Below are 22,428 nucleotides of genomic sequence, written 5' to 3'. Positions count from 1 at the left end.
CGATGATGAAATTATATTCTAAAATATTAATAGGATTACTTGCTTTAAGCAAGTTGTCTTATGCGCAAACTATCCCTGCCGGGCAAGGCTCTCAGAGCAGATCTGAGTCTCGTCAGGCGGCCTCAATTTCCTCCTATACCCAGGGATTTAAAAAGTTTGAAGGATATTTCGACTTTTATTATGATGAAAAGTCAGGAAAGGTATTCCTGGAAATTGATAAACTGGGTAAAGAGTTCCTGTATTTCAGTTCCTTATCCACTGGCGTAGGAAATGGGGGCCCAGAACGTGGTCAGGCTTCATCAGCACTTGCGAAATTTGTAAAAGAAGGAACAAAGGTTTTGTTAGTTGAACCAGTTACTACCTTTCGTGCTATAACTTCAAATATTGACGAGATAAAAGCTGTAGAAAGCAATTTTGCCAACTCAGTTATTTTTGGTTTCGTGCCGGTAGCAATAGAAGGCGGTAAAGTATTGGTAGATATTACATCATTTATTATACGTGATACTCAGGGTGTTGGGTCAAGGCTTGGTGTGAGCCAGGTGTCGGGTCAAAGAGGAGCCGGTGTGCCTGCGGGTCCGGCCTACCGTTTGGACGAAACCCGCTCTGTGGTCTATATGCCAAACACAAAGAATTTTCCGAAAAATACTGAATTCGAAGCAATGGTGACCTTTATAGGAGGTGGCGGCGGAGGTGGTCGTCGTGGCTTTGGCGGGGTAGGGATTGCTCCTGATCCCTCCGCTATCACCATTAATCTGCACCAGTCGTTCGTTGAATTGCCTGAAGATGGTTTTAAGATGCGCAAGTTCGATCCCAGAACAGCATCCGGTCAATTTAATTATATGGACTTTTCTGCTCCTATCACTGAGTCTATGGTTAAAAGAACGATCAGACGCCATCGATTAGAGAAAAAGAATCCTGGCGCCGAACTCAGCGAAGCTGTAAAACCAATTGTTTATTACATCTCCCGCGGCGTTCCGGAACCGGTTAAAAAGGCATTAATTGATGGAGGTGCATGGTGGAACCAGGCCTTTGAAGCAGCAGGCTTTAAAAATGCATTCCAGGTAAAAGAACTTCCGGAAGGTGCCGATCCAATGGATATCCGGTATAATGTAGTAAACTGGATTACACGCTCCGGCAGCCCGGCACGCGCCTTTTCCTCGGGGGCCTCTTATATCGATCCCCGCACGGGCGAAATCATTAAAGGTGTGGTAACGTTAGGATCGGACAGACACAGGCAGGATTACCTGATTGCTGTGGGGCTCCTTCAACCATATATTGATGGGAAGCCTGTTACAAAGGCAATGGAAGAAATGGCTTTGAAACGTGTAAGACAATTGTCGGCACACGAAATTGGCCATACCCTGGGCTTTAGCCACAATTTTGCCGCGAGCCATAAAGACCGTGCATCCGTAATGGATTATCCATACCCTAAGTTTTCCCTGAAAGCGGATGGTACTGTAGATATCTCTGATTCTTACGCTGATGGAATAGGTTCCTGGGATAAGCGCTCTGTTATGTGGGCCTATACTGAATTTAAAAAGGGAGCGAATGAAGATGCTGAACTGGATAAAATTATGAACGAAACCTTAAAACTTGGTTTTGAATACATTCCGGATATTGGTGGAAATGCGCATCCTTCATCAAATCAATGGGAAGATGGTAAAGATCCTATCGAACAGATGACGAATATTATGAAAGTACGCAGAAAAGTACTTGACGAGTTTTCTGAAAAATCTATCCCACAGGGTATGCCAATGGCAACTATGGAAGAAGTGTTGGTGCCGATTTATCTGTTGCATCGTTACCAGGTTGAAGCTGTCGCCAAGTCTGTGGGAGGCCTGTATTTTACCCATGCTGTTAAAAATGACGGACAAGTGCCAACTAGAATGGTAGCCCCGGCACAGCAATGGAAGGCTTTTGAATCTTTAATGAGTACAATAAGCCCTGAAGCACTTGCTTTACCGGATGCTTTAATTTCAAAAATTCCTCCACGGCCATCTGGGTTTCCTGCATCTGTAGAGACCTTTACTGGATATACCGGTCCGACGTTTGACCCGATTGCAGCAGCGGAAACAGCGGCGAGCACTACCATATCTTATTTGTTAAACTCTGAACGCGCAGCAAGATTGATTGAATATAGTTCCAGAGACAGCGGACAGCCCGGATTCATGCCAATTGTTGACAAACTTTTTGAAAGAACCTGGAAAGCTCCGATGCCTGCCGGTTACAAAGGCGAATTGCAAACAACCGTTAATAATCAGGTCGTAAAATATCTTTTGCAACTGGCTGCAAACTCGAGTGCATCCGAAATTGTAAGAGGACAGGCGCTTCTGAAAATAGATGAATTGAAGCTATGGATGGCATCAAGTATGGCAGGTGCGAAGCCAGCTCAGAAAGCAAATATGATGTTCGCTCTCTCACAAATCGAAGCTTTCAGGGCCGAACCTAATAAGTTCGAAGCTCCGGCTGCGCTTGATATGCCGCCGGGAGCTCCTATTGGTATGCCGGCAATGGACTTTCTTAACGATAATGAAGTTTATTAGCCTCATTTAAATACCCTGCGTTCATAAACCCGGTTAATCCCCGGAAAATTCCACCAAACGCCAAAAGTTTTTGGGTAGGGGAAATAGTGCCTTATACTATTAAAAATCACCATTAAAATCAAGAAAATGACAACAAAACATAGGTTACACTTTAAACAGATATTCACCTTATTGGGACTAGTCTGCCTCTTAAGCTTGTTTCTGTTAAGTCCGGTAAATGTTTCTGCCCAGGCTATTTCTGCAGCAAAACTTGACGCTTTGAAAGCTGAATTGGTCACAGAAATTGATAAGCAGCAAAAAATGACTCAGGAGATGGTGGATATGGTTTTTAGTTTCGGCGAGTTGGGCTTTCAGGAGTATGAAACATCTAAATACCTTACAGATATTTTAAAGAAAAACGGATTTAAAATTGAAATGGGCATTGCCGGAATGCCAACTGCCTGGACTGCTACCTGGGGTTCTGGCAAGCCCTTTATTGCCATCGGAAGCGATATCGATTGTATTCCAAAAGCGTCTCAAAAGCCAGGCGTTGCCTATCATGATCCAATTATAGAAGGAGCTCCCGGGCATGGAGAAGGACATAATTCAGGTGAGCCATTAAATATTACAGCGGTACTCGCCTTGAAGAAAATCATGGAACGCGAGAAAATAGCCGGAACTATAATGCTTTGGCCCGGCGTTGCCGAAGAACAACTTGGTGCAAAGGCTTTTTTCATTCGCGATGGATATTTTAAAAATGTTGACGCCTGTATCTTCACACATGTAGGTTCGGGTTTAGGAACCAGTTACGGAGGCGGCGGAAACGGATTAGTATCTGTAGAATTTTCATTTGAAGGTGAAGCCGCACATGCGGCGGGAGCCCCATGGAAGGGAAGATCTGCCCTTGATGCTGTAGAATTAATGAATCATTCATGGAATATGCATCGTGAGCATATGGAAACCGACCAGCGTTCTCATTATGTAATTACAGATGGTGGCGATCAGCCTAATGTTGTGCCCTCAAAAGCCTCAGTCTGGTATTATTTCCGCGAAGGGTCTTATCCAAAAATTATGAAAATGTATCAGGATGGAATTAAAATGGCTGAAGCTGCAGCATCAATGACTGATACAAAAATGAGCTATAAAGTACTTGGTAGCGCATGGCCGCGTAATATGAACAAAACCCTTGCAGAAACCATGTTCGAAAATATTAAACAAGTAGGTATCCCTAAATGGTCAGACGATGATCAAACATTGGCGAAAGCATTGCAAAAAGAAATGGGTTCTGAAGAAAGAGGCTTAAGCACTACAATAGCAAGTTCGCTGAGGGTTCCGGTTCCTATTGCCCAGGCGGCAGGTGGCGGTGGTTCGGATGATATTGCGGATGTTTCCTGGAATCTGCCGACTATAACATTGAGCTATCCCGCCAATATTCCCGGTACTCCAGGACATCATTGGGCCAATGCTGTTGCCATGGCAACTCCGATTGCACATAAAGGAGTAACTGCCGGAGCTAAGTCGCAAGCGATGACATTACTTGACTTATTCGTTAAACCGGAAATCATTAAAGAAGCCTGGACTTATTTCAACGAGGTTCAAACAAAGGATATTAAGTATAAATCGCTTCTTTCAGCCACTGATAAGCCCGCTGTTCATCTTAATAAAAAGATTATGGATGAGTTCAGACCTCAGATGAAGCAGTTTTATTATAACCCTGCTAAATATAAAACTTACCTGGAGCAGCTCGGAATAAAGTATCCAACTATCAGAACTTCTTCTACACAGGTCGGAGAATAAGAAGCGGTCAACTTGCCGTTGGGAAGGAAAAGCTAGACAATAATCAAGTCCATTCATCACAAAAAAATAGTTCTAATGAAAACAAAAATGGGTTCAATTTTCAAAGGGTTTTTATGCTCATTTGGAACAACATGCGCATTAGGCCTGGCGGCACTAAGTCCTGTTTCGGTTTCTGCTCAAACAATATCAGCTGCGAAGTTGGATGCTCTGAAAACTGAATTAATGACAACTATTGATAAACAACAGAAATCTACTCAGGAAATGGTAGATATGGTCTTCAGTTTTGGAGAGCTTGGTTTTCAGGAGGTTGAGACATCAAAATACCTGACCGGAATATTAAAGAATAATGGCTTTGCGATAGAAATGGGCATAGCTGGTATTCCAACCGCGTGGACAGCGAAATGGGGGTCGGGAAGACCCTATATCGCAGTGGGCAGTGATATAGACTGTATTCCCAAAGCTTCGCAGAAGCCAGGTGTCGCTTATCACTCCCCGATTATTGATGGTGCGCCCGGCCATGGAGAAGGTCATAATGCCGGCGTTCCTCTTAATATAACAGCTGCGCTTGCTTTGAAAAAAATAATGGAGCGTGAAAAAATATCCGGCACCTTAATTCTCTGGCCCGGTGTTGCTGAAGAGCAACTGGGAACTAAAGCTTATTATGTCCGTGATGGTTATTTCAAAGATGTTGACGCCTGCATCTTTACCCATGTAGGGAATAATTTGGGTACCAGCTACGGCGATGGTGGAGGAAATGGAATGATTTCGGTGAAATTTGATTTTGAAGGTGAAGCATCCCATGCCGCTGGTGGGCCATGGAAAGGCAGATCCGCATTGGATGCCGTTGAAATGATGAACACTGGTTGGAATTATCACCGTGAACATATGGAAACTACCCAACGATCTCATTATGTAATTGTCGATGGCGGTGATCAGCCGAACGTAGTGCCTTCTAAAGCCTCAGTTTGGTATTATTTCAGAGAACGGTCTTATCCGAAAATTATGCAGATGTACAAGGATGGTATTAAAATAGCCGAAGCCGCTGCGAAAATGACCGATACAAAAATGACTTACGAAGTACTGGGAAGTGCCTGGCCCGGCCATTTCAATAAGACATTGGCCGAAGTAATGACCGAGAATATCAAAGAAGTGGGACTACCGGCCTGGAGCGAAGATGATCAGAAACTTGCCAAAGGAATACAAAAGGAAATGGGTTCTGCAGAAACAGGGTTAAGCAAAGCAATAAGTGTTTTAAGTGTACCTACTACTACTTTATCATCTGGCGGCGGTGGTTCAGATGATATAGCTGATGTATCATGGAACGTGCCCACTATAACATTACGCTTTCCGGCCAACATTCCCGGCCTGCCTGGTCATCATTGGGCAAATGCTATAGCAATGGCCACCCCAATTGCTCATAAAGGAGTAACCGCAGGAGCAAAAGCACAAGCTATGACTCTTCTGGACATGTTTACCAATCCGGAAATTCTCAAAGGTGCCAAAGCTTATTTTACAGAGGTTCAAACTAAGGATACCAAATACATTCCATTGGTTTCAAAAACTGATAAACCTGCCATAGCACTCAATAAAAAAATCATGGAGGAGTTCAGACCAGAAATGAAAAAGTTCTATTACAACCCTGCTAAGTATAAAACTTATCTGGAGCAGTTGGGAATCAAATACCCTACTCTTCGTACAGATAGTTCACCAACAAGCAGCCTTGGTGAATAGCGCGAATTGAAAAAGTACAATAATGGTTTGCTGAGTTAAAAGGCAAACCATTATTAATCTCCTATCCTTTATTTGACTTTTTATGATTTCCATTCATAGCATATCACATCAGTATAAAGAGCAGCAATCTTTAGGTTTTAAAGACTGGAAAATTAATAAAGGTGATCAATGGTTGTTGTTAGGCGAATCGGGCAGTGGAAAAACCACTTTGCTGCATGTTATCGCCGGAATATTAAAACCTCATTCTGGTAATGTAATGATAAACAATACCAGCTTGTATACCATGTCTGTAAAGGAGCGGGATCTGTTCAGGGGAAAAAATATGGGAATAGTTTTTCAGCGGCCTCACCTGGTAAAGAGCCTTACAATAACTGAAAACTTATTGATAGCGCAATCTTTTGCAAAGCTTTCCCGAAATGAAAAACGAATTCAGGAGGTACTGGCTTCCCTCAACATCGCTGAAAAGAAAGATAGTTATCCCAGTCAGTTAAGTGATGGTCAGCTGCAGAGAGTATCTATTGCCCGTGCGGTGTTAAATAAGCCGGCTTTAATGGTCGCCGACGAGCCAACCTCCAGTCTGGATGATAAGAACGCGTTTGCAGTAATGGAATTATTAATGAGCCAGTCTGTACAAAATGGTTCTGCCCTGGTTGTAGCCACTCATGATAAAAGAGTAAAAGATTTACTTTCTAAGCAATACCTTGTATGAATTTGCTGCAAATCAGTTGGAAAAGCCTCGTCTTAAATCCTTTAACCTCGCTGTTAAATATTATGTTAATAGCATTTGGAACAGGCATTTTGTGTCTTATCCTGCTTGCCTCTGATCAAATTGGCGAAAAATTAAGCAGCAATTCAAAAGATATTGATCTGGTGGTAGGAGCAAAGGGAAGCCCTTTACAATTGATTCTCAGCAGCATCTATCATATTGATTTTCCCACCGGAAATATCTCATTAAACGAAGCGAATAAACTGACACAAAATCCAATGGTTAAAAGAGCTGTTCCTCTTGCGCTTGGCGATAGTTATAACGGTTTTCGCATTGTTGGTACAGATACAAGCTTTGTCAATTTGTATAATCTTAAACTTGCAAATGGTGAATTTTGGCAAGGTCCATTCGAAATAACTATCGGTTCTGTATTAGCTGAGACGCAAAACTTAAAAGTTGGAGATAAAGTTTATGGGGCTCACGGACTTACTGACAAGGGAGATGTTCATAATGATCATTCTTATACCGTTACCGGGATACTAAGCAGGCAGAATAATGTTACTGATAATTTGATTCTAACCAGTATCGGAAGCATTTTGAAAATGCATGGACTTGAAGGAAATGAATCCACGGCAGCTAATCATGACGATTCACAAATAACAGCTCTGCTTATTCAATACCGTTCACCCATGTCGGTGGTTTTATTTCCAAGGATGGTTAACGAAAGTACAAACATGCAGGCCGCTTCACCAGCCCGCGAAAGTGCGAGATTATTTTCTTTGCTGGGTGTGGGGCTTGATGCGCTGAAGTGGTTCGCGATTCTCATCATGCTTATAGCGATGATAAGTGTTTTTGTAAGCTTATATAATTCATTAAAAGAGCGTAAGTATGATTTAGCCGTAATGAGATCGCTGGGCGCATCGAAAGCTGAAATATTCAGCATTATCATGCTCGAAGGAATCATTCTAACCCTTTTTGGTTCGCTGGCCGGGTTGGTTTTAGGCCATGGTGTATTAGAACTTATTGGCCAGAACCAGGATTCCATACAGGCACAGCTGAGTGGATTTAATTTCCGGCCGGAGGAAACCTATTTAATTATGATTGGATTTTCAACCGGAATCATTGCGTCTTTAATTCCTGCAATTCAGGCTTTTCGGTCAGATATTTCAAGAACTCTTTCTAAAAATTAACATATGTTAAAAAAGACTTTCATACTCGTGTTTCTAATAGGCAGTTCCTTAATCGTGAAGGCTCAGGCACCTGCTCATGTTCCATTAATGACTAATGTATGGAAGCTTATTGCTGAAAAGAAGTATAAGAAAAATGCCCATTATAAAATGGTTCCCAGCTTTCCGATGCAACTTAAAATAATGAACAATAGGATTTTAGAGCTTCCCGGATATATTATACCTATTAAAGCGGGCTTCGAAAATAAGGAATTTATGCTTGCCGTGGTGCCCTATGATCAATGTGCCTATTGCGGACAAGGTGACATTCCTTCGATGGTTGAAGTGCATAGTCCCAGGGGAGTTCCTTATTCTGATAAACCAATCAGGATCAGAGGAAATCTGGTTTTAAATGAAACCGGAGATTCCAGATCCGAAATTTTTATTATCGATGCAGAGCTCGTGAAATGAGCAGTCGTAATGCATCGGTCGGCTAAAATGAATAGATAGTACATTAACAAACCCATAGAGATTATTTAGAAATAATGGATATTAGTTTTAAAGAGAAATTTTCAAACCGTCACATTGCACGATCTCAGGAAGGAACCCTGGCAATGTTAAGTGAGGTTAATGCCACTTCACTTGACGAACTTATAGATCAAACTGTTCCTGAGGGCATCCGTTTAAAGCAGGCACTTAATCTCCCAGGAGCAAAAAGCGAGTCAGACTATTTGAAGGGCTTAAAAATCACAGCCTCCAAAAACAAAGTTTTCAAGTCTTATATAGGGCAAGGGTATTACGATACTATTGTTCCCTCGGTAATTCTGAGGAACATCTTCGAAAACCCGGGCTGGTATACTCAGTACACACCCTACCAGGCCGAAATTTCACAAGGGCGTCTGCAGGCTTTGCTCAACTTCCAAACTATGGTTATTGACCTAACAGGAATGGAAATTGCTAATGCATCTTTACTCGATGAAGGAACCGCTTCCGCCGAAGCCATGTTTATGCAATACAGTCTGCGCAAAAATCCAGTGGCTAAAACCTTTTTTGTATCTGAAGATCTCTTTCCTCAAACCATCGATATTTTAAAAACACGTTCTGGTCCTTATGGGATAGAATTGCAGATCGGCAATCACCAAACTGTGGAATTAACGGATACAATGTTTGGGGCCATTATTCAATATCCGGCAGCAAGCGGAACGGTATATAGCTATTCAGAATTTGCTGCTAAGGTTCACGAGAAGGGCATTAAGCTTACTGTAGTTGCTGACATACTCAGCCTCACGCTGCTTACTCCTCCCGGAGAATGGGGGGCAGACATTGTAGTAGGAAGCACCCAGCGTTTTGGGGTGCCTATGGGTTTCGGAGGCCCGCATGCGGCCTATTTTGCCACTAAAGACGAGTACAAGCGCAATATTCCGGGAAGGATAATCGGTGTAAGTGTAGACTCTTCCGGCAATTATGCACTTCGCATGGCCCTTCAAACCCGTGAACAACATATCCGGCGCGATAAAGCAACTTCTAACATCTGCACCGCCCAGGCTCTGCTGGCAATTATGGCGGGTATGTATGCTGCTTACCATGGAAAGGAGGGCCTGAAAAGTATTGCCGGAAGGATACATGGATTAGCTGTACTGCTTTCCGATGCGCTTGAAATACTTGGCTATAGGCAGGAAAATGAATCGTTTTTTGATACAATTCGCCTTGATTTAAAAGGCCTGATCAGTTCCATCCATGAGGAGGCTATTAGCAATGGATTAAACTTTCATTATTCCGGAACTGAAATTAGCATCGCCCTCGATGAAACTACAAGCCCTGATGATGTACTCAACATCATTAAAGTATTCGCGAAAGTAAAGGCTAAAACAATTAAAGATGTAAACATCGATGCTTTAGAAGCTTCGCTTCAAGCCCGTATCTCGCCTGAGTTGCTGCGCAGTTCTGAGTTCCTCACCCATCCGGTATTTAACACCCATCATTCCGAGCATGAGATGCTGCGGTATATCAAATCGCTGGAAAGTAAAGATCTATCCCTGTGTCATTCTATGATTCCGCTGGGTTCCTGTACTATGAAGCTGAATGCTACCACAGAAATGATCCCGGTTTCCTGGCCTGAGTTCAGTAAAATGCATCCTTTCGCTCCATCAGATCAAACGGCCGGCTATATGCAGCTATTTGACGAATTGAATACCTGGCTTAGCGAAATAACAGGTTTTGCTGCTATGAGCTTGCAACCAAATTCGGGTGCACAGGGCGAATATGCAGGTTTAATGGTTATTCGTGCCTATCATCAAAGCAGGGGGCAGGGGCATCGCAATATCGCCTTAATTCCGGCGTCTGCACATGGCACTAATCCGGCTTCAGCTGCCATGGCCGGAATGAAAGTCATCGTTGTGAAATACGATTCAAACGGCAATATTGATGTTGCGGATTTGAAAGCTCGGGCAGAAGAGCATAAAGCTCATTTATCCTGCCTGATGGTAACTTATCCATCCACCCATGGGGTCTTTGAAGAATCTATTATAGAAATTTGTAAGATAATCCATGACAATGGAGGCCAGGTATACATGGACGGCGCTAACATGAACGCTCAGGTTGGATTGACCAGTCCGGCTGCTATAGGAGCTGACGTATGCCACCTGAACCTCCATAAAACATTCTGTATACCTCATGGCGGTGGCGGCCCCGGTATGGGGCCGATAGGTGTAGCTATGCATTTGGTTCCTTTTCTGCCCGGACACCCTGTTGTTGATATGGGGAATGAAAAGTCTATTCATGCGGTTTCCGCGGCACCATGGGGTTCGGCGTCTATCCTCATTATTTCTCACGCTTACATTGCTATGATGGGTGCGGAAGGATTAACCGACGCTACAAAATATGCCATATTAAATGCGAATTATATTAAATCACGACTGGAGAAACATTATCCCATTTTGTATGCAGGTAATGAAGGCCGCTGTGCACATGAAATGATTCTGGATTGCCGTGCCTTTAAAAACTTCGGTATTGAGGTAACCGATATTGCCAAACGATTAATAGATTATGGTTTTCATGCTCCAACCGTTTCCTTCCCTGTTGCCGGAACCCTGATGGTAGAGCCCACAGAATCGGAGCCGAAACACGAACTGGACCGCTTTTGTGATGCGATGATTGCTATTCGAAGAGAAATTCAATCGGTTGAAGATGGCACTATAGATAAGATAAGCAATACTTTAAAAAACGCGCCTCATACCGCGGCTATAATTACAAGCGATAACTGGGATAAGCCTTACTCCCGTCAAACTGCTGCTTTTCCTTTGGCATATGTGGCCGAGCACAAGTTCTGGCCTTCTGTTGGAAGGGTAAACGATACTCACGGTGACAGAACGTTGATTTGTTCCTGCCCGCCTTTGGAAGCTTATTCTGAAGAGGCTTTTCGTTTAGGTGAGATTCATGAATCATTCTATTAATTAAATATCCTTATAAAAACGTAAAACTATAAACACATGATTTTTCCTGAAGAATTAAAATACACACATGATCACGAATGGATAAAGATTTCGGGAGCTGAAGCGTATATAGGTGTAACCGATTTTGCGCAGCGCGAGCTTGGTGATATTGTATATATCGATATTCAGATTTCTGGTGATGAAGCGGCTAAAAATGAGGTGTTTGGATCGGTAGAAGCGGTTAAAACAGTCTCTGATCTATTTATGCCTGTTACCGGCGTTATTATCGAACTAAATCCCAAGCTTGAGCCAGAACCCGAATTGGTTAATGCAGATCCTTATGGGGAAGGCTGGATGGTCAAAATGTCTTTATCGGATCTTTCTGAGCTAAATGACCTTCTATCAGCCGAAGAGTATAAATCGTTAATAGGGGCCTGATGCGATGAAAGATACAGCCTTAACGCCCATACATATTTCCCTTGGAGCAAAGATGGTTCCCTTTGCCGGATATAACATGCCAGTTCTTTATACAGGTATTAATGCAGAGCACGAAACAGTACGCAAGGGTGTTGGTGTGTTTGACGTAAGCCATATGGGCGAATTTATCCTTAGCGGCGAACATGCACTCGAACTCATTCAAAAGATTAGCTCTAACGATGCCTCAAAGTTAATCGATGGTAAAATCCAGTATTCCTGCATGCCTAATGAAACCGATGGAATCGTGGATGATTTGCTTGTATATCGCATAAATAAGGAAAAATTTATGCTGGTAGTAAATGCCTCTAACATTGAAAAAGACTGGAACTGGATTAAAAAGTACAACAGCTATGGTGTCACAATGGAAGATATATCAGATGAAATTTCATTACTGGCTGTTCAGGGACCGAAGGCTACGGAAGTGCTTCAACTCCTTACGGATATGGATCTTTCAGAAATGGAATACTATAGCTTCAGAAAGGGAATGATGGCGGGAGTTGAAAATGTCATCATCTCTGCTACAGGATATACCGGAGCGGGTGGATTTGAAATTTATGTACAAAACGACAAGGCTGCGGAAATATGGAACTCAATTTTTTCTGCCGGGGCGAATTTTGGGATTAAACCCATAGGACTCGGAGCAAGAGATACACTCAGACTTGAAATGGCTTATTGTCTTTATGGAAATGATATAGATGATACTACTTCACCACTTGAAGCTGGCCTTGGATGGATAACCAAATTTAATAAAGACTTTGTAAACTCGGCCAACCTGCTCGAACAAAAGAAACAGGGCCTTGAGAAAAAACTTGTTGGTTTTGAGATGATTGACCGTGGCATTCCCAGACACGATTATATCATCATTGATCCAGGTGGCAACGAAATAGGAAAGGTAACATCCGGAACCCAATCGCCTTCCTTGCAAAAGGCGATCGGTCTGGCATATCTTCAAAGCGACTGGGCTAAAGAAGATACAGAAATCTTTCTTCAAATCAGAGATAAAAGATTGAAAGCTAAAGTAGTTAAAACGCCATTCTATAAAATATGATGGAGGAGCTGGTGAGTGCTGATAAAAAAATAATCTTAGAAGAGAGCATATCAGTATTTGATATGTTTAAAATTGGGGTAGGTCCTTCCAGCTCTCATACGCTGGGACCCTGGAAAGCTAGTGAGCAATTTCTTGAAGTGCTGAAATCGAAAGGAGCCCTGGATAAAGTAGAATCGCTTTCGGTATTGTTATATGGGTCTCTTGCTAAAACCGGTATCGGGCATGGAACTGATATTGCTCTTATGCTGGGATTATGCGGTCATGATGCTGTTACCATAGACACCGACAATATCCCTGCTGTGATTGAGGAAATAGCCGGCAGCGGTAAGCTCCTGCTAAACGGGATTAAGTCCATAGGCTTTTCAGCTACGGATAATATAAAATTCCTTAATAAAGAGTCGTTGCCTTTTCATCCAAACGCTATGGTTTTTGTAGCTGATCTGGGAGAACAAGGTCAGTTAGTTGAAACATATTATTCAATTGGCGGAGGTTTTATCGTAAGCGAAACGAGCATGGGCGATACTCAAAAAAACGATGAATTTGTTTGCCTGCCATTCCCCATAAATTATGCATCCGATTTGCTGGAATACTGTGACAGAACTTCCATGTCAATTTCTTCAATCGTTTTTGAAAATGAAAAGACATGGAGAAGCGATAAGGCTATACGCAAAGATCTTTTAGTCATTTACCAAATAATGCGGGAATGTATGTATAAGGGATCTCAGACAGAAGGGATATTACCTGGCGGCCTGAACGTGAAAAGAAGAGCCGTGGGATTAAGCCGCGAACTTTTAAAACATCAGGATCCGAAAAATTATGATGAATGGCAATCTTTAATAAGGGAATCCGGGAAAGGCTTTAACTATACGCTGGACTGGGTGAGCTGTTTCGCGCTGGCAGTTAATGAGGTAAATGCTTCTTTTGGTCGTGTAGTAACTGCTCCAACTAATGGCGCAGCCGGAGTAATTCCCGCAGTTCTTCAATACTTTATTACTTTCTGCGACGGAGACTCTGAAGAAAAAATCATTAGGTTTCTTCTAACCGCAGCAGAAGTTGGAAGTATTTTCAAAAAGGGTGCAACCATATCAGCAGCCATGGGTGGATGTCAGGCAGAAATAGGAGTGTCCTCAGCAATGGCTGCTGCCGGACTTACCGAAGTGCTTGGAGGAACCCCAAAACAATGTTTAATGGCTGCAGAAATTGCTATGGAGCATCATTTGGGCCTAACCTGTGACCCAATAGGCGGATTAGTTCAAATTCCATGCATCGAACGTAATGCTATGGGAGCTATTAAAGCTATAACAGCTTCACAGCTAGCATTAAGAAGTGACCCTTGTCAAGCGATTGTTTCACTGGATAATGTTATCAAAACCATGTGGGCAACTGCCATAGATATGAATTCGAGGTATAAAGAAACCTCCGAAGGCGGATTAGCCATCAATATTCCCATCAGTTTAAGCGAATGCTGATTACCAATTTTTAATTATTAACAAAACAACACGATATGATGAAATATAAGAAACCTTTAGATCTCTTGATAAAAGAAGCTGCCGAAACCGGACACGGATCTTTAAGAAGGACACTTGGTGCAGGTAACCTGGTGGCGCTGGGTATAGGAGCAATTATTGGTGCTGGACTTTTTGTAAGAACGGCAGCAGCAGCGGCAGATCATGCAGGACCGGCGGTAACCCTTTCATTTATCCTTGCCGCAGTAGGTTGCGGACTGGCAGGATTATGTTATGCCGAGTTTGCATCCATGATACCCATTGCAGGCTCGGCTTACACCTATTCTTATGCAACAATGGGCGAGGTAATTGCCTGGATTATCGGCTGGGATCTGGTGCTCGAATATGCAGTTGGCGCCGCAACTGTATCGATTGCCTGGTCTGAATACCTTAATAAATTATTAGGAACCTTTGGTACATCTATCCCATATCAATTTTTTCATTCACCCTTTCAAACTTCACCCGATGGTATTCAGGGTATTATCAACCTACCGGCACTATTTATAGTCATTGTTCTTTCGTTAATTTTAATGCGCGGAACTAAGGAATCAGCGAATGTCAATGGCGTGATTGTGATTCTTAAAGTCGCCATAGTTATTGTATTCATCGTATTGGGCTGGTCATATATGAACCCGGTGAATCATACTCCTTACATCCCTTTGAATGTGGGAGAGCAAGGTCTTAAAAATGGCGTGACAAGCTGGGGTGATTTTTTTACCAGGGATTTCGGAACTTTCGGATTATCCGGGATTGTTAGTGGCGCAGGTGTTGTTTTCTTCGCATTTATTGGGTTTGATGCAGTGTCAACCGCCGCCCAGGAAGCAAAAAACCCTAAGAAGGACATGCCCATAGGCATTTTGGTTTCTCTGGTAATTTGTACAGTTTTATATGTGCTTTTCAGCTATGTTCTCACAGGTGTTGCTAACTATAAAGAATTTGCGGTTGCCGGTAAAGAAGCCTCGGTGGCTTACGCGATTGATACCTATATGCCAGGTTTTCATTGGCTTTCTATCTTAATTACAGTAGCAATTCTTGCGGGCTTTTCTTCAGTTATTCTGGTAATGCTTTTAGGGCAGTCGCGTGTTTTCTTTTCAATGTCCAGAGACGGGCTCATACCAAAAGTATTTTCTGAGGTGCATCCTAAATTTCAAACTCCTTTTAAATCAAATCTAATATTTATTGTATTTGTAGGATTGTTCGCTGCATTTATACCCGGTGATGTAGTAGGCGATATGACAAGTATCGGAACTTTATTTGCATTTGTATTGGTTTGCATAGGAGTAATTGTGATGCGTAAAACAGATCCGCACACACCACGACCCTTCAAAACCCCCTGGATGCCCTTTTTGCCCATTCTCGGAGCGCTAGCCTGTTTATTGATGATGGTTGGATTGGGTGCACATAACTGGGAAAGACTTGTTATATGGATGGCCATAGGCTTTGTTATCTATTTTACATACAGTGTAAAAAATTCGCTAATCAGGAAAGGGCGTGTGAGTATTCCTAATGATCCTCCAAAACCAGAATTATAATCATTTAAGATCTGTAAATGGAACACAAAAAAATTGCCTATTCAATTACAAACAGGGACGATAGTTCCCTGAAAAGGTACCTTAATGATATTGGAAAGATTAATACAATTACCGCAGAAGAGGAGATATTACTCGTAAAACAAATTGGCAATGGCAACCAGGCAGCTTTAGAGCGCCTGGTAACCGCCAATCTTCGATTTGTAGTTTCAATTGCCAAGCAATATCAGAATTCTCACGTAGAACTTTGTGATTTAATTAATGAGGGAAATATCGGATTAATAAAGGCGGCAAAGCGCTTTGACGCCGGCCAGGGTTTTAAGTTTCTTTCGTATGCCGTATGGTGGATCAGGCAGTCTATAATCAACTCAATTTCAGAATACTCGAGTATTGTACATCTGCCTCAAAACCAATCGGATGCATTAAGCCGCATTAAAAAGGCTTCGGCTAAGCTGGAACAACAACTGGAAAGAGAACCTTCAATTGATGAATTGGCCTTTTATCTAAATGTGAATGCAGAAAAGATTTCAGATTCATTATTAAATTCAGGGAATTATAGTTCCTTATATAATCCGGTTTCTTCTTCTAATGAAAATACGTTGATGGATATATTGCCTGACGATGCCTACCCAACAGACAACGGTCTTCTTCAGGAATCTTTATCAAAAGATGTTCAGCGGTATATCTCAGTTTTGCCGGTTAAAGAATGCGAAGTATTAAAATTATATTATGGTATAGATAATCCGGGTCCGCTCACACTGGAAGAAATTAGTGATAAATTTTCACTTTCCAGAGAGCGGATAAGACAGTTAAAGGAAAAGGCTATTCAACGGCTTCAGGCAAGTTCTCAAAGTGTTTCGTTTTTGTGGTCAGCTTAAAATGGTTGTAGAATACTTAAGGAACAGGTGATTGTTTAATGGTTTCTTCCTAAGTATTAAGAGGTAAAGTAAACCAAAATATACTGCCTTTTCCGGGTACACTTTCTGCACCAATTTGCCCGCCATGCTTACTTATAATATCTTTAGAAATATAAAGTCCGATTCCAAGGCCTGAATACCTGATGCCGCTGTTTTCAGCTCGGTAAAACCGGTCGAACAGATATGGTATTTTCTCAGCGGGTATTCCCGGACCGTTATCTGTTACCGACACCTTTACCATCTTATTCAGCTTTTCGATATGGATATTAATCTGTTTAGAATCAGGCGCATATTTAACTGCATTGTTAACAAAATTAGATAAGACCTGTTCGATCCGGTCAAAATCAGCATTAACTTTTAACGTCAGGTCTCCATGTGTTTTAATGGCATAAGATCCTTCTAACCGAATATGAGCACAACAATCATCAATCAAATGTGCCATAATAAACAGTGTTTTGCTTAGTTGTAACTGGCCATTATCCATACTGCTGGCGCTTAACAAATTCTCAATCAAAGCGCTTACTTTAGCCATGCTTTTATTTGCCAGCCAGATTAGTTTTTGTATCCCCTCATCGGGAGTGTTTATTTTCTTATTTAACAATTGCAGTGATGCTTTCAAGCCAGTAACCGGCGTTTTTAGCTCATGGCTGGCGATACCTATAAAATCGTCTTTCTGACGCTCCTGGAACTTTTCTTTTGTGATATCTTTAATTGTACCCACAATCCTGGTATTTTCACCTTTGTCGTTTGTCTCTGGTTTTCCCTGCAGATGAATCCATTTGAAGCCACCGTCATTGGTGGTAATTCGCCCTTTGAAATCAAAAGTAGAATGATCTAAAGTATTTAAAGCCTTTTCAAAATGTTCGGCATCTTCAGAAATTAAGTGTTGAATATAATGATCGCGGGTCCAGTTGTTAAGGGGTTTTTTGTACCCGAAAATCTCGTCGTGACTTTCCGAACGAATAACAGAATGGTCGATAAGATTCATCTCCCATACGGCCATCTTAGAATATTGCAAAGCAAGATTTAGTCGTTTTTCACTTTCTTCAAGATGTTTTTGACCTGTAATATCATCCAGTACGGTATATCCATAAGTTATATCATCTTCATTGAATAAGATGGTGGTTATGTTCACCCAAACTATTGATTTGTCCTTTCGTTGCAAACAGGCATCCAGCTTGAAAAACGGTTTTTTGTGGCTCCACAATTCATCCTGAAGTTGATGCCAGTGTTTTTTAAATTGTTCGCATGCGTAATCAAGTATTTTAGTTCCTTGTATTTCTTCGGCGGAGTAGCCTAACAGTTCTGTTAATGCCTGATTCACCTTTATAATGGTAAGGTCAGAATCAATTATTTTACTGGCAACAGATGTTAATTTAAACAAGGTCTGAAACCTATCATCGCATTCAGTGAATTTCTTCTTATAATCTTTAGGTTGACTTTCTTTTGCCATATAAAATATTCCTAATATGAACAGGTAAATCAAGGTCATGTTTGATTTGATTTCAACTAGGTTCAAAATAAGATAATTATAAACATAGCGGACCGAATAACAACCTGGTTACAAAGTTAAACGTGTTGTTAAACTGTATATATTTGAAAAACCATACCGATAGACCTAATTCTGACTCATGAAACCTTATCTACCCATCAATTCTTTATTGATTGCCGCAATGAGTTTTGCTACTCCTTCGTTTGCTCAACAGAAGCCTCCAGCTACAGAAGTTGCGGGTATTCCGGTGAATTATAATGAAGAACTTGCAGGTAGTTATACTCTTCCGGATGTTTTAACCCTTAAAAATGGCAAAAAGGTGAAAAATGCCAGTACCTGGATTAAACAACGCCGCCCCGAAATTTTGCATTTATACGAAGAAAATCAGTTCGGGAAAATGCCGGGACGGCCCGCATCGATGAGCTTTAATGTCTATGATAAAGGAATTTCTGTATTTAATGGTAAAGCTATTCGTAAACAAGTGACTGTTTACTTTACAAAAGATACCTCAAAACATAAAATGGATTTGCTGATTTATTTACCTGCAAATTCTGTAAAACCAGTTCCATTATTATTTGCCGCGAATTTCTCAGCCAATTCGAATGCAACAGAAGATCCTGGTGTAAAACCATCTTTAACATGGACAAAGGACGGTAAACGTATTCCTGCGCTGGCCGGAAGATCTTTCGGCAAGCTCAACGTCGAGAAGTTTGTTTCACAGGGCTTTGGAATTGCTACGGTTTGCTATACAGATATTGAGCCTGATATGCCGGACGGTATTTTGTATGGAATACGCAGTCAGTATTTAAAGCCCGGAGCTACTCAGCCAGAACCTGATGAGTGGGGCGCCATCTCTGCCTGGGCATGGGGGATAAGCCGGGCAATAGATTATTTTGAAACAGATAAGGCTATTGATGCAAAGAGGATTGCCATTCAGGGAGCTTCAAGATTAGGTAAAACTGTTCTATGGGCAGGAGCTCATGATACACGTATTGCTTTGGTTATTGCCAGTTGTTCAGGCGAAGGCGGTGCCGCTTTAAGCCGACGAAATTATGGAGAAACTATCAAGCATTTAACAGCTCCGACCCGCTACCCTTACCAGTTTGCAGCCAATTATGGAAAGTATGGAGATCAGGTAAATGCTTTTCCGGTCGACGCCCATATGCTGGTATCATTAATAGCTCCGCGCCCTGTTTTATTGCAAACCGGTGATACTGATGTTTGGTCGGATCCAAAAGGGGAGTTTCTTGCGGCTCTTGCAGCAGAACCTGTGTATAAACTTTTCGGCAAAAGCGGACCAGGAACCGATGTGATGCCGGCAGCAAATAATTCTGATCTGCTGAATACTCTGGGATATTATATGCACGCCGGCGGGCATGGAACCATTCCTTCGGACTGGGATATTTATTTAGAATTTATGAAAAAGTATTTATAAGAATTGTTATGGGAAAATTTTACAAATCAGGATTGCTTGTTTTAGCGTTTTTTCTATCATCTTTTATCCTGTTGAGGCCCAAAGAAAAACCAACCCTGTTTTTAATCGGCGATTCTACAGTTAAAAACGGAACGTATGGCCGGGGCGATGGTGGTTTATGGGGATGGGGAAGTTTTCTTCATAATTTTTTCGATACGACCAAAATAGCTGTACAAAACCGTGCTTTAGGCGGTACGAGCAGTAGAAGTTTTCAAACCAACGGCTTATGGGCAAAGGTACTCAATGATATAAAGCCCGGAGATTTTGTGCTGATTCAATTCGGGCATAATGATAATGGAAGCGCATCTATAAAAGGAAACGGAGATGAAACACGCGAAGTCGAGGATCCTAAAACCAAGCAAAAAGTGATTGCTCATTCGTATGGATGGAACCTTCGAAAATATATAAGTGATACAAGGGCAAAAGGAGCAACCCCTGTTGTTCTCTCACTGGTTCCAAGAAATATCTGGACGAACGGCAAAATAAACCGCGCTACCAACGATTTCAGTAAATGGGCACGCGAAGCCGCAGAACAGGAAAGAGCGGCTTTCGTAGATCTGAACAGGTTAATTGCCGATCAATATGATAAAATAGGGGAAGGAAACGTACTTGGGACGTATTTCACCAGTAAAGATCATACCCATACCATTGAAGCCGGTGCAAAAATGAATGCGGGATGCGTGGTGGATGGTCTAAAAGAATTAAAGAAAAATCCATTAAAGAAATATTTGCTCAAATCTTCCTCTCATTAGAAAGTCTTTTTTCTGGCCAACCTATAGAATGATTAAAAATATCTCCTGATTCAAAACCATCAGCATAGCTTATGCTGTTATTTGATTCATTTAACCCTTCTTTCTTTTTAAGGAAGATAATAGCCTGTTTTATTATCTCTCCCTGCTTTCATGTTCCTGTTCTGTAAGGAAAAAGTCATTTTAGGCAGCATTTCTCAAACGCGCTTTTCTGAAAGATTTAATTAATCTAACTTTGTTGACTTAATCAACTATTGTAATGAGCAACGAAACAGAGCCTTCGATGGGGCTTATAATAGGTACTGCCAGAAGGGTTATCCTGAAGGAACTCCAGTCGGTTTTCATTGAGCATGAGATTCCATTAACCATTGAACAGTATATTTTTATTTATTCTCTTAATCAGCTGGAGGGCGAGATTACCCAGCAGGATATGGCTAATTTAATCTGTAAGGACAAGTCGGCTATTCTGAGAACGATAGATGTGCTTGAAGAACAAGGTTTGGTTATGCGCCATAATGATAATGTAGACAGAAGAAAAAAGACGCTTACCATAACGGAAAAGTGTAATAAGATACTCGAAGATGTGAGTGTAATTGAAAAACAAATGATGGATAGACTTAGGAAAGGAATATCCGATGAAGATTACCAGGCAATGGTAAGAGTGATGACACAAATACAAGATAATGCCAACAACAAGAATAAATAATATGAACATAGTCTTTAAAACCGGTTTGGGAATTCTCCTTTGCATACAATTAGTTAACAGCTCTTGCAGCAGCTCGGCTACACCAGGTGCAGTCCTTGATCCAAACGCCGCGAAAGAATATCAGGTTGTTGAAATTACTCCGCAAACAGCTGAACTTAATTCTGATTTTCCGGCAACGATAGAAGGTCAGCAGACTGTAGAAATACGTCCCAGAATAGATGGATATATTCAGCAGATTTTTGTTGATGAGGGTGCTGTCGTAAAAAAGGGACAGACTCTGTTTAAGATTAATGCCGATCAGTTTGTGCAGCAGGTGCGTTCGGCGGCGGCCAATGTGAAAATAGCCCAGGCGAATGTTAATTCTGCTCAAATGCAGGTAAATAAAGTAAGGCCACTGGTCGAAAAAGATATCATCAGCAAATTTGAGCTCGAAAAAGCACAATATGATGTGCAATCTGCAAAAGCAGCTTTAGCGCAGGCGCAGGCTCAGTTAAGCAATGCAAGAACCAATTTAAGTTATGGAAATATTACCAGTCCGGTGAGCGGAGTAATTGGCCGTATTCCTTATAAAATAGGAGCGCTGGTAAGCAGCAACATAGCAGAGCCTTTAACAACCGTTTCTGGTGTAGGTAAAGTTTACGCATATTTTTCAATGAATGAAAAACAGTTGCTGGAGTTTGCCAGAACTACAAGCGGAACATCCCTGCAATCAAAATTATCCAAGCTGCCTCCTGTACAATTGATACTGGCCGATGGCACAATTTACTCTCAAACCGGTAAAATTGAGACTGCAAGTGGTTTAATTAATACCGAAACCGGATCTTCCAGCTTACGTGCAACCTTCTCAAATCCAACTGGAATTTTAAGAAGCGGAAGTACCGGAACTATTCGTTTACCTGTTACAATAAATTCAGCTCTGATGGTACCTCAAAAAGCGACCTATGATTTACAGGGCAAACGATTTGTCTATGTTTTATCTCCCGATAGTACTGTTACAGCAGTTTCTTTAAAGGTTAATTCTTCAGCTTCCGGTCAATCCTTTGTGGTCCAGGAAGGACTGAAACAAGGTGATAAAATTGTGATTGAAGGTGTTGCCAGCTTACGGGAAGGTGCTAAGATTATACCTGTTACGGTAAATGCCGACAGCGTATTCAAAGCTCAGGCTAAACTTTAAGGCC

General features: G+C 41.7%; 17 protein-coding genes. 16 read left to right on the top strand and 1 reads right to left on the bottom strand.

The features are described 5' to 3' along the window. The first annotated feature begins 2 nt into the window (after window positions 1–2). The 12 genes from WG906_RS06605 to WG906_RS06550 all read left to right on the top strand — a co-directional run bounded on the left by WG906_RS06605 (window position 3) and on the right by WG906_RS06550 (window position 16,790). Window positions 3–2,543, top strand: a complete 2,541-nt coding sequence (locus tag WG906_RS06605; protein WP_339991759.1) for a zinc-dependent metalloprotease — start codon at window positions 3–5, stop codon at window positions 2,541–2,543. Between the two features lie 126 nt (window positions 2,544–2,669). Next, the gene (locus tag WG906_RS06600) at window positions 2,670–4,319 is read left to right on the top strand and encodes an amidohydrolase (protein WP_339991758.1); all 1,650 of its coding nucleotides are present in this window, start codon (window positions 2,670–2,672) and stop codon (window positions 4,317–4,319) included. A gap of 75 nt (window positions 4,320–4,394) precedes the next feature. Beyond that, the gene (locus WG906_RS06595) at window positions 4,395–6,050 is read left to right on the top strand and encodes an amidohydrolase (RefSeq protein WP_339991757.1); all 1,656 of its coding nucleotides are present in this window, start codon (window positions 4,395–4,397) and stop codon (window positions 6,048–6,050) included. Window positions 6,051–6,132: 82 nt separating this feature from the next. Then, a complete protein-coding gene (locus WG906_RS06590) occupies window positions 6,133–6,759 on the top strand; it encodes an ABC transporter ATP-binding protein (protein ID WP_339991756.1) in 627 nt (208 codons plus the stop codon). Next, a complete protein-coding gene (locus WG906_RS06585) occupies window positions 6,756–7,946 on the top strand; it encodes an ABC transporter permease (protein WP_339991755.1) in 1,191 nt (396 codons plus the stop codon). The genes WG906_RS06590 and WG906_RS06585 overlap by 4 nt, the downstream gene beginning before the upstream one ends. Before the next feature lie 3 nt (window positions 7,947–7,949). Then, the gene (locus WG906_RS06580; RefSeq protein ID WP_339991754.1) at window positions 7,950–8,393 is read left to right on the top strand and encodes a hypothetical protein; all 444 of its coding nucleotides are present in this window, start codon (window positions 7,950–7,952) and stop codon (window positions 8,391–8,393) included. A 74-nt stretch (window positions 8,394–8,467) separates the two neighbouring features. Beyond that, complete coding sequence (gene gcvP / locus WG906_RS06575; RefSeq protein ID WP_339991753.1) at window positions 8,468–11,374, top strand: aminomethyl-transferring glycine dehydrogenase; 2,907 nt, start codon at window positions 8,468–8,470, stop codon at window positions 11,372–11,374. A 36-nt stretch (window positions 11,375–11,410) separates the two neighbouring features. Further along, entirely contained in the window at window positions 11,411–11,791 is a 381-nt protein-coding gene (gene gcvH / locus WG906_RS06570) for a glycine cleavage system protein GcvH (protein WP_339991752.1), read from the top strand. Window positions 11,792–11,795: 4 nt separating this feature from the next. Next, the gene (gene gcvT, locus WG906_RS06565) at window positions 11,796–12,878 is read left to right on the top strand and encodes a glycine cleavage system aminomethyltransferase GcvT (protein WP_339991750.1); all 1,083 of its coding nucleotides are present in this window, start codon (window positions 11,796–11,798) and stop codon (window positions 12,876–12,878) included. A 32-nt stretch (window positions 12,879–12,910) separates the two neighbouring features. After that, window positions 12,911–14,347, top strand: a complete 1,437-nt coding sequence (locus tag WG906_RS06560; protein ID WP_339992256.1) for an L-serine ammonia-lyase — start codon at window positions 12,911–12,913, stop codon at window positions 14,345–14,347. Between the two features lie 38 nt (window positions 14,348–14,385). After that, window positions 14,386–15,915, top strand: coding sequence for an amino acid permease (locus tag WG906_RS06555; RefSeq protein WP_339992255.1), 1,530 nt, complete (start codon window positions 14,386–14,388; stop codon window positions 15,913–15,915). A gap of 17 nt (window positions 15,916–15,932) precedes the next feature. Then, window positions 15,933–16,790, top strand: a complete 858-nt coding sequence (locus WG906_RS06550; RefSeq protein WP_339991749.1) for a sigma-70 family RNA polymerase sigma factor — start codon at window positions 15,933–15,935, stop codon at window positions 16,788–16,790. Between the two features lie 49 nt (window positions 16,791–16,839). On the opposite strand, the gene WG906_RS06545 is transcribed toward WG906_RS06550, so the two are convergent. Continuing rightward, on the bottom strand, window positions 16,840–18,282 hold the full coding sequence (locus WG906_RS06545) for an ATP-binding protein (protein ID WP_339991748.1): 1,443 nt from the start codon (window positions 18,280–18,282) through the stop codon (window positions 16,840–16,842). A 178-nt stretch (window positions 18,283–18,460) separates the two neighbouring features. Here WG906_RS06545 and WG906_RS06540 point away from each other — a divergent pair, with 178 nt between their 5' ends. The 4 genes from WG906_RS06540 (at window position 18,461) to WG906_RS06525 (ending at window position 22,424) form a co-directional block, all read left to right on the top strand. Beyond that, window positions 18,461–19,756: an alpha/beta hydrolase family protein gene (locus tag WG906_RS06540; protein ID WP_339991747.1), complete on the top strand. Its 1,296-nt coding sequence runs from the start codon at window positions 18,461–18,463 to the stop codon at window positions 19,754–19,756. An 8-nt stretch (window positions 19,757–19,764) separates the two neighbouring features. Continuing rightward, the gene (locus tag WG906_RS06535; protein ID WP_339991746.1) at window positions 19,765–20,547 is read left to right on the top strand and encodes a rhamnogalacturonan acetylesterase; all 783 of its coding nucleotides are present in this window, start codon (window positions 19,765–19,767) and stop codon (window positions 20,545–20,547) included. 256 nt (window positions 20,548–20,803) lie between these two features. Beyond that, window positions 20,804–21,250, top strand: a complete 447-nt coding sequence (locus WG906_RS06530) for a MarR family winged helix-turn-helix transcriptional regulator (RefSeq protein WP_339991745.1) — start codon at window positions 20,804–20,806, stop codon at window positions 21,248–21,250. 1 nt (window position 21,251) lies between these two features. Then, the gene (locus tag WG906_RS06525; protein WP_339991744.1) at window positions 21,252–22,424 is read left to right on the top strand and encodes an efflux RND transporter periplasmic adaptor subunit; all 1,173 of its coding nucleotides are present in this window, start codon (window positions 21,252–21,254) and stop codon (window positions 22,422–22,424) included. Window positions 22,425–22,428: the final 4 nt, after the last annotated feature.

Source organism: Pedobacter superstes, assembly GCF_037622515.1.
Lineage (GTDB): Bacteria > Bacteroidota > Bacteroidia > Sphingobacteriales > Sphingobacteriaceae > Paradesertivirga > Paradesertivirga superstes.
Note: the sequence above shows the minus strand (reverse complement) of the source record. Positions and strands in the feature narration are given on the sequence as shown.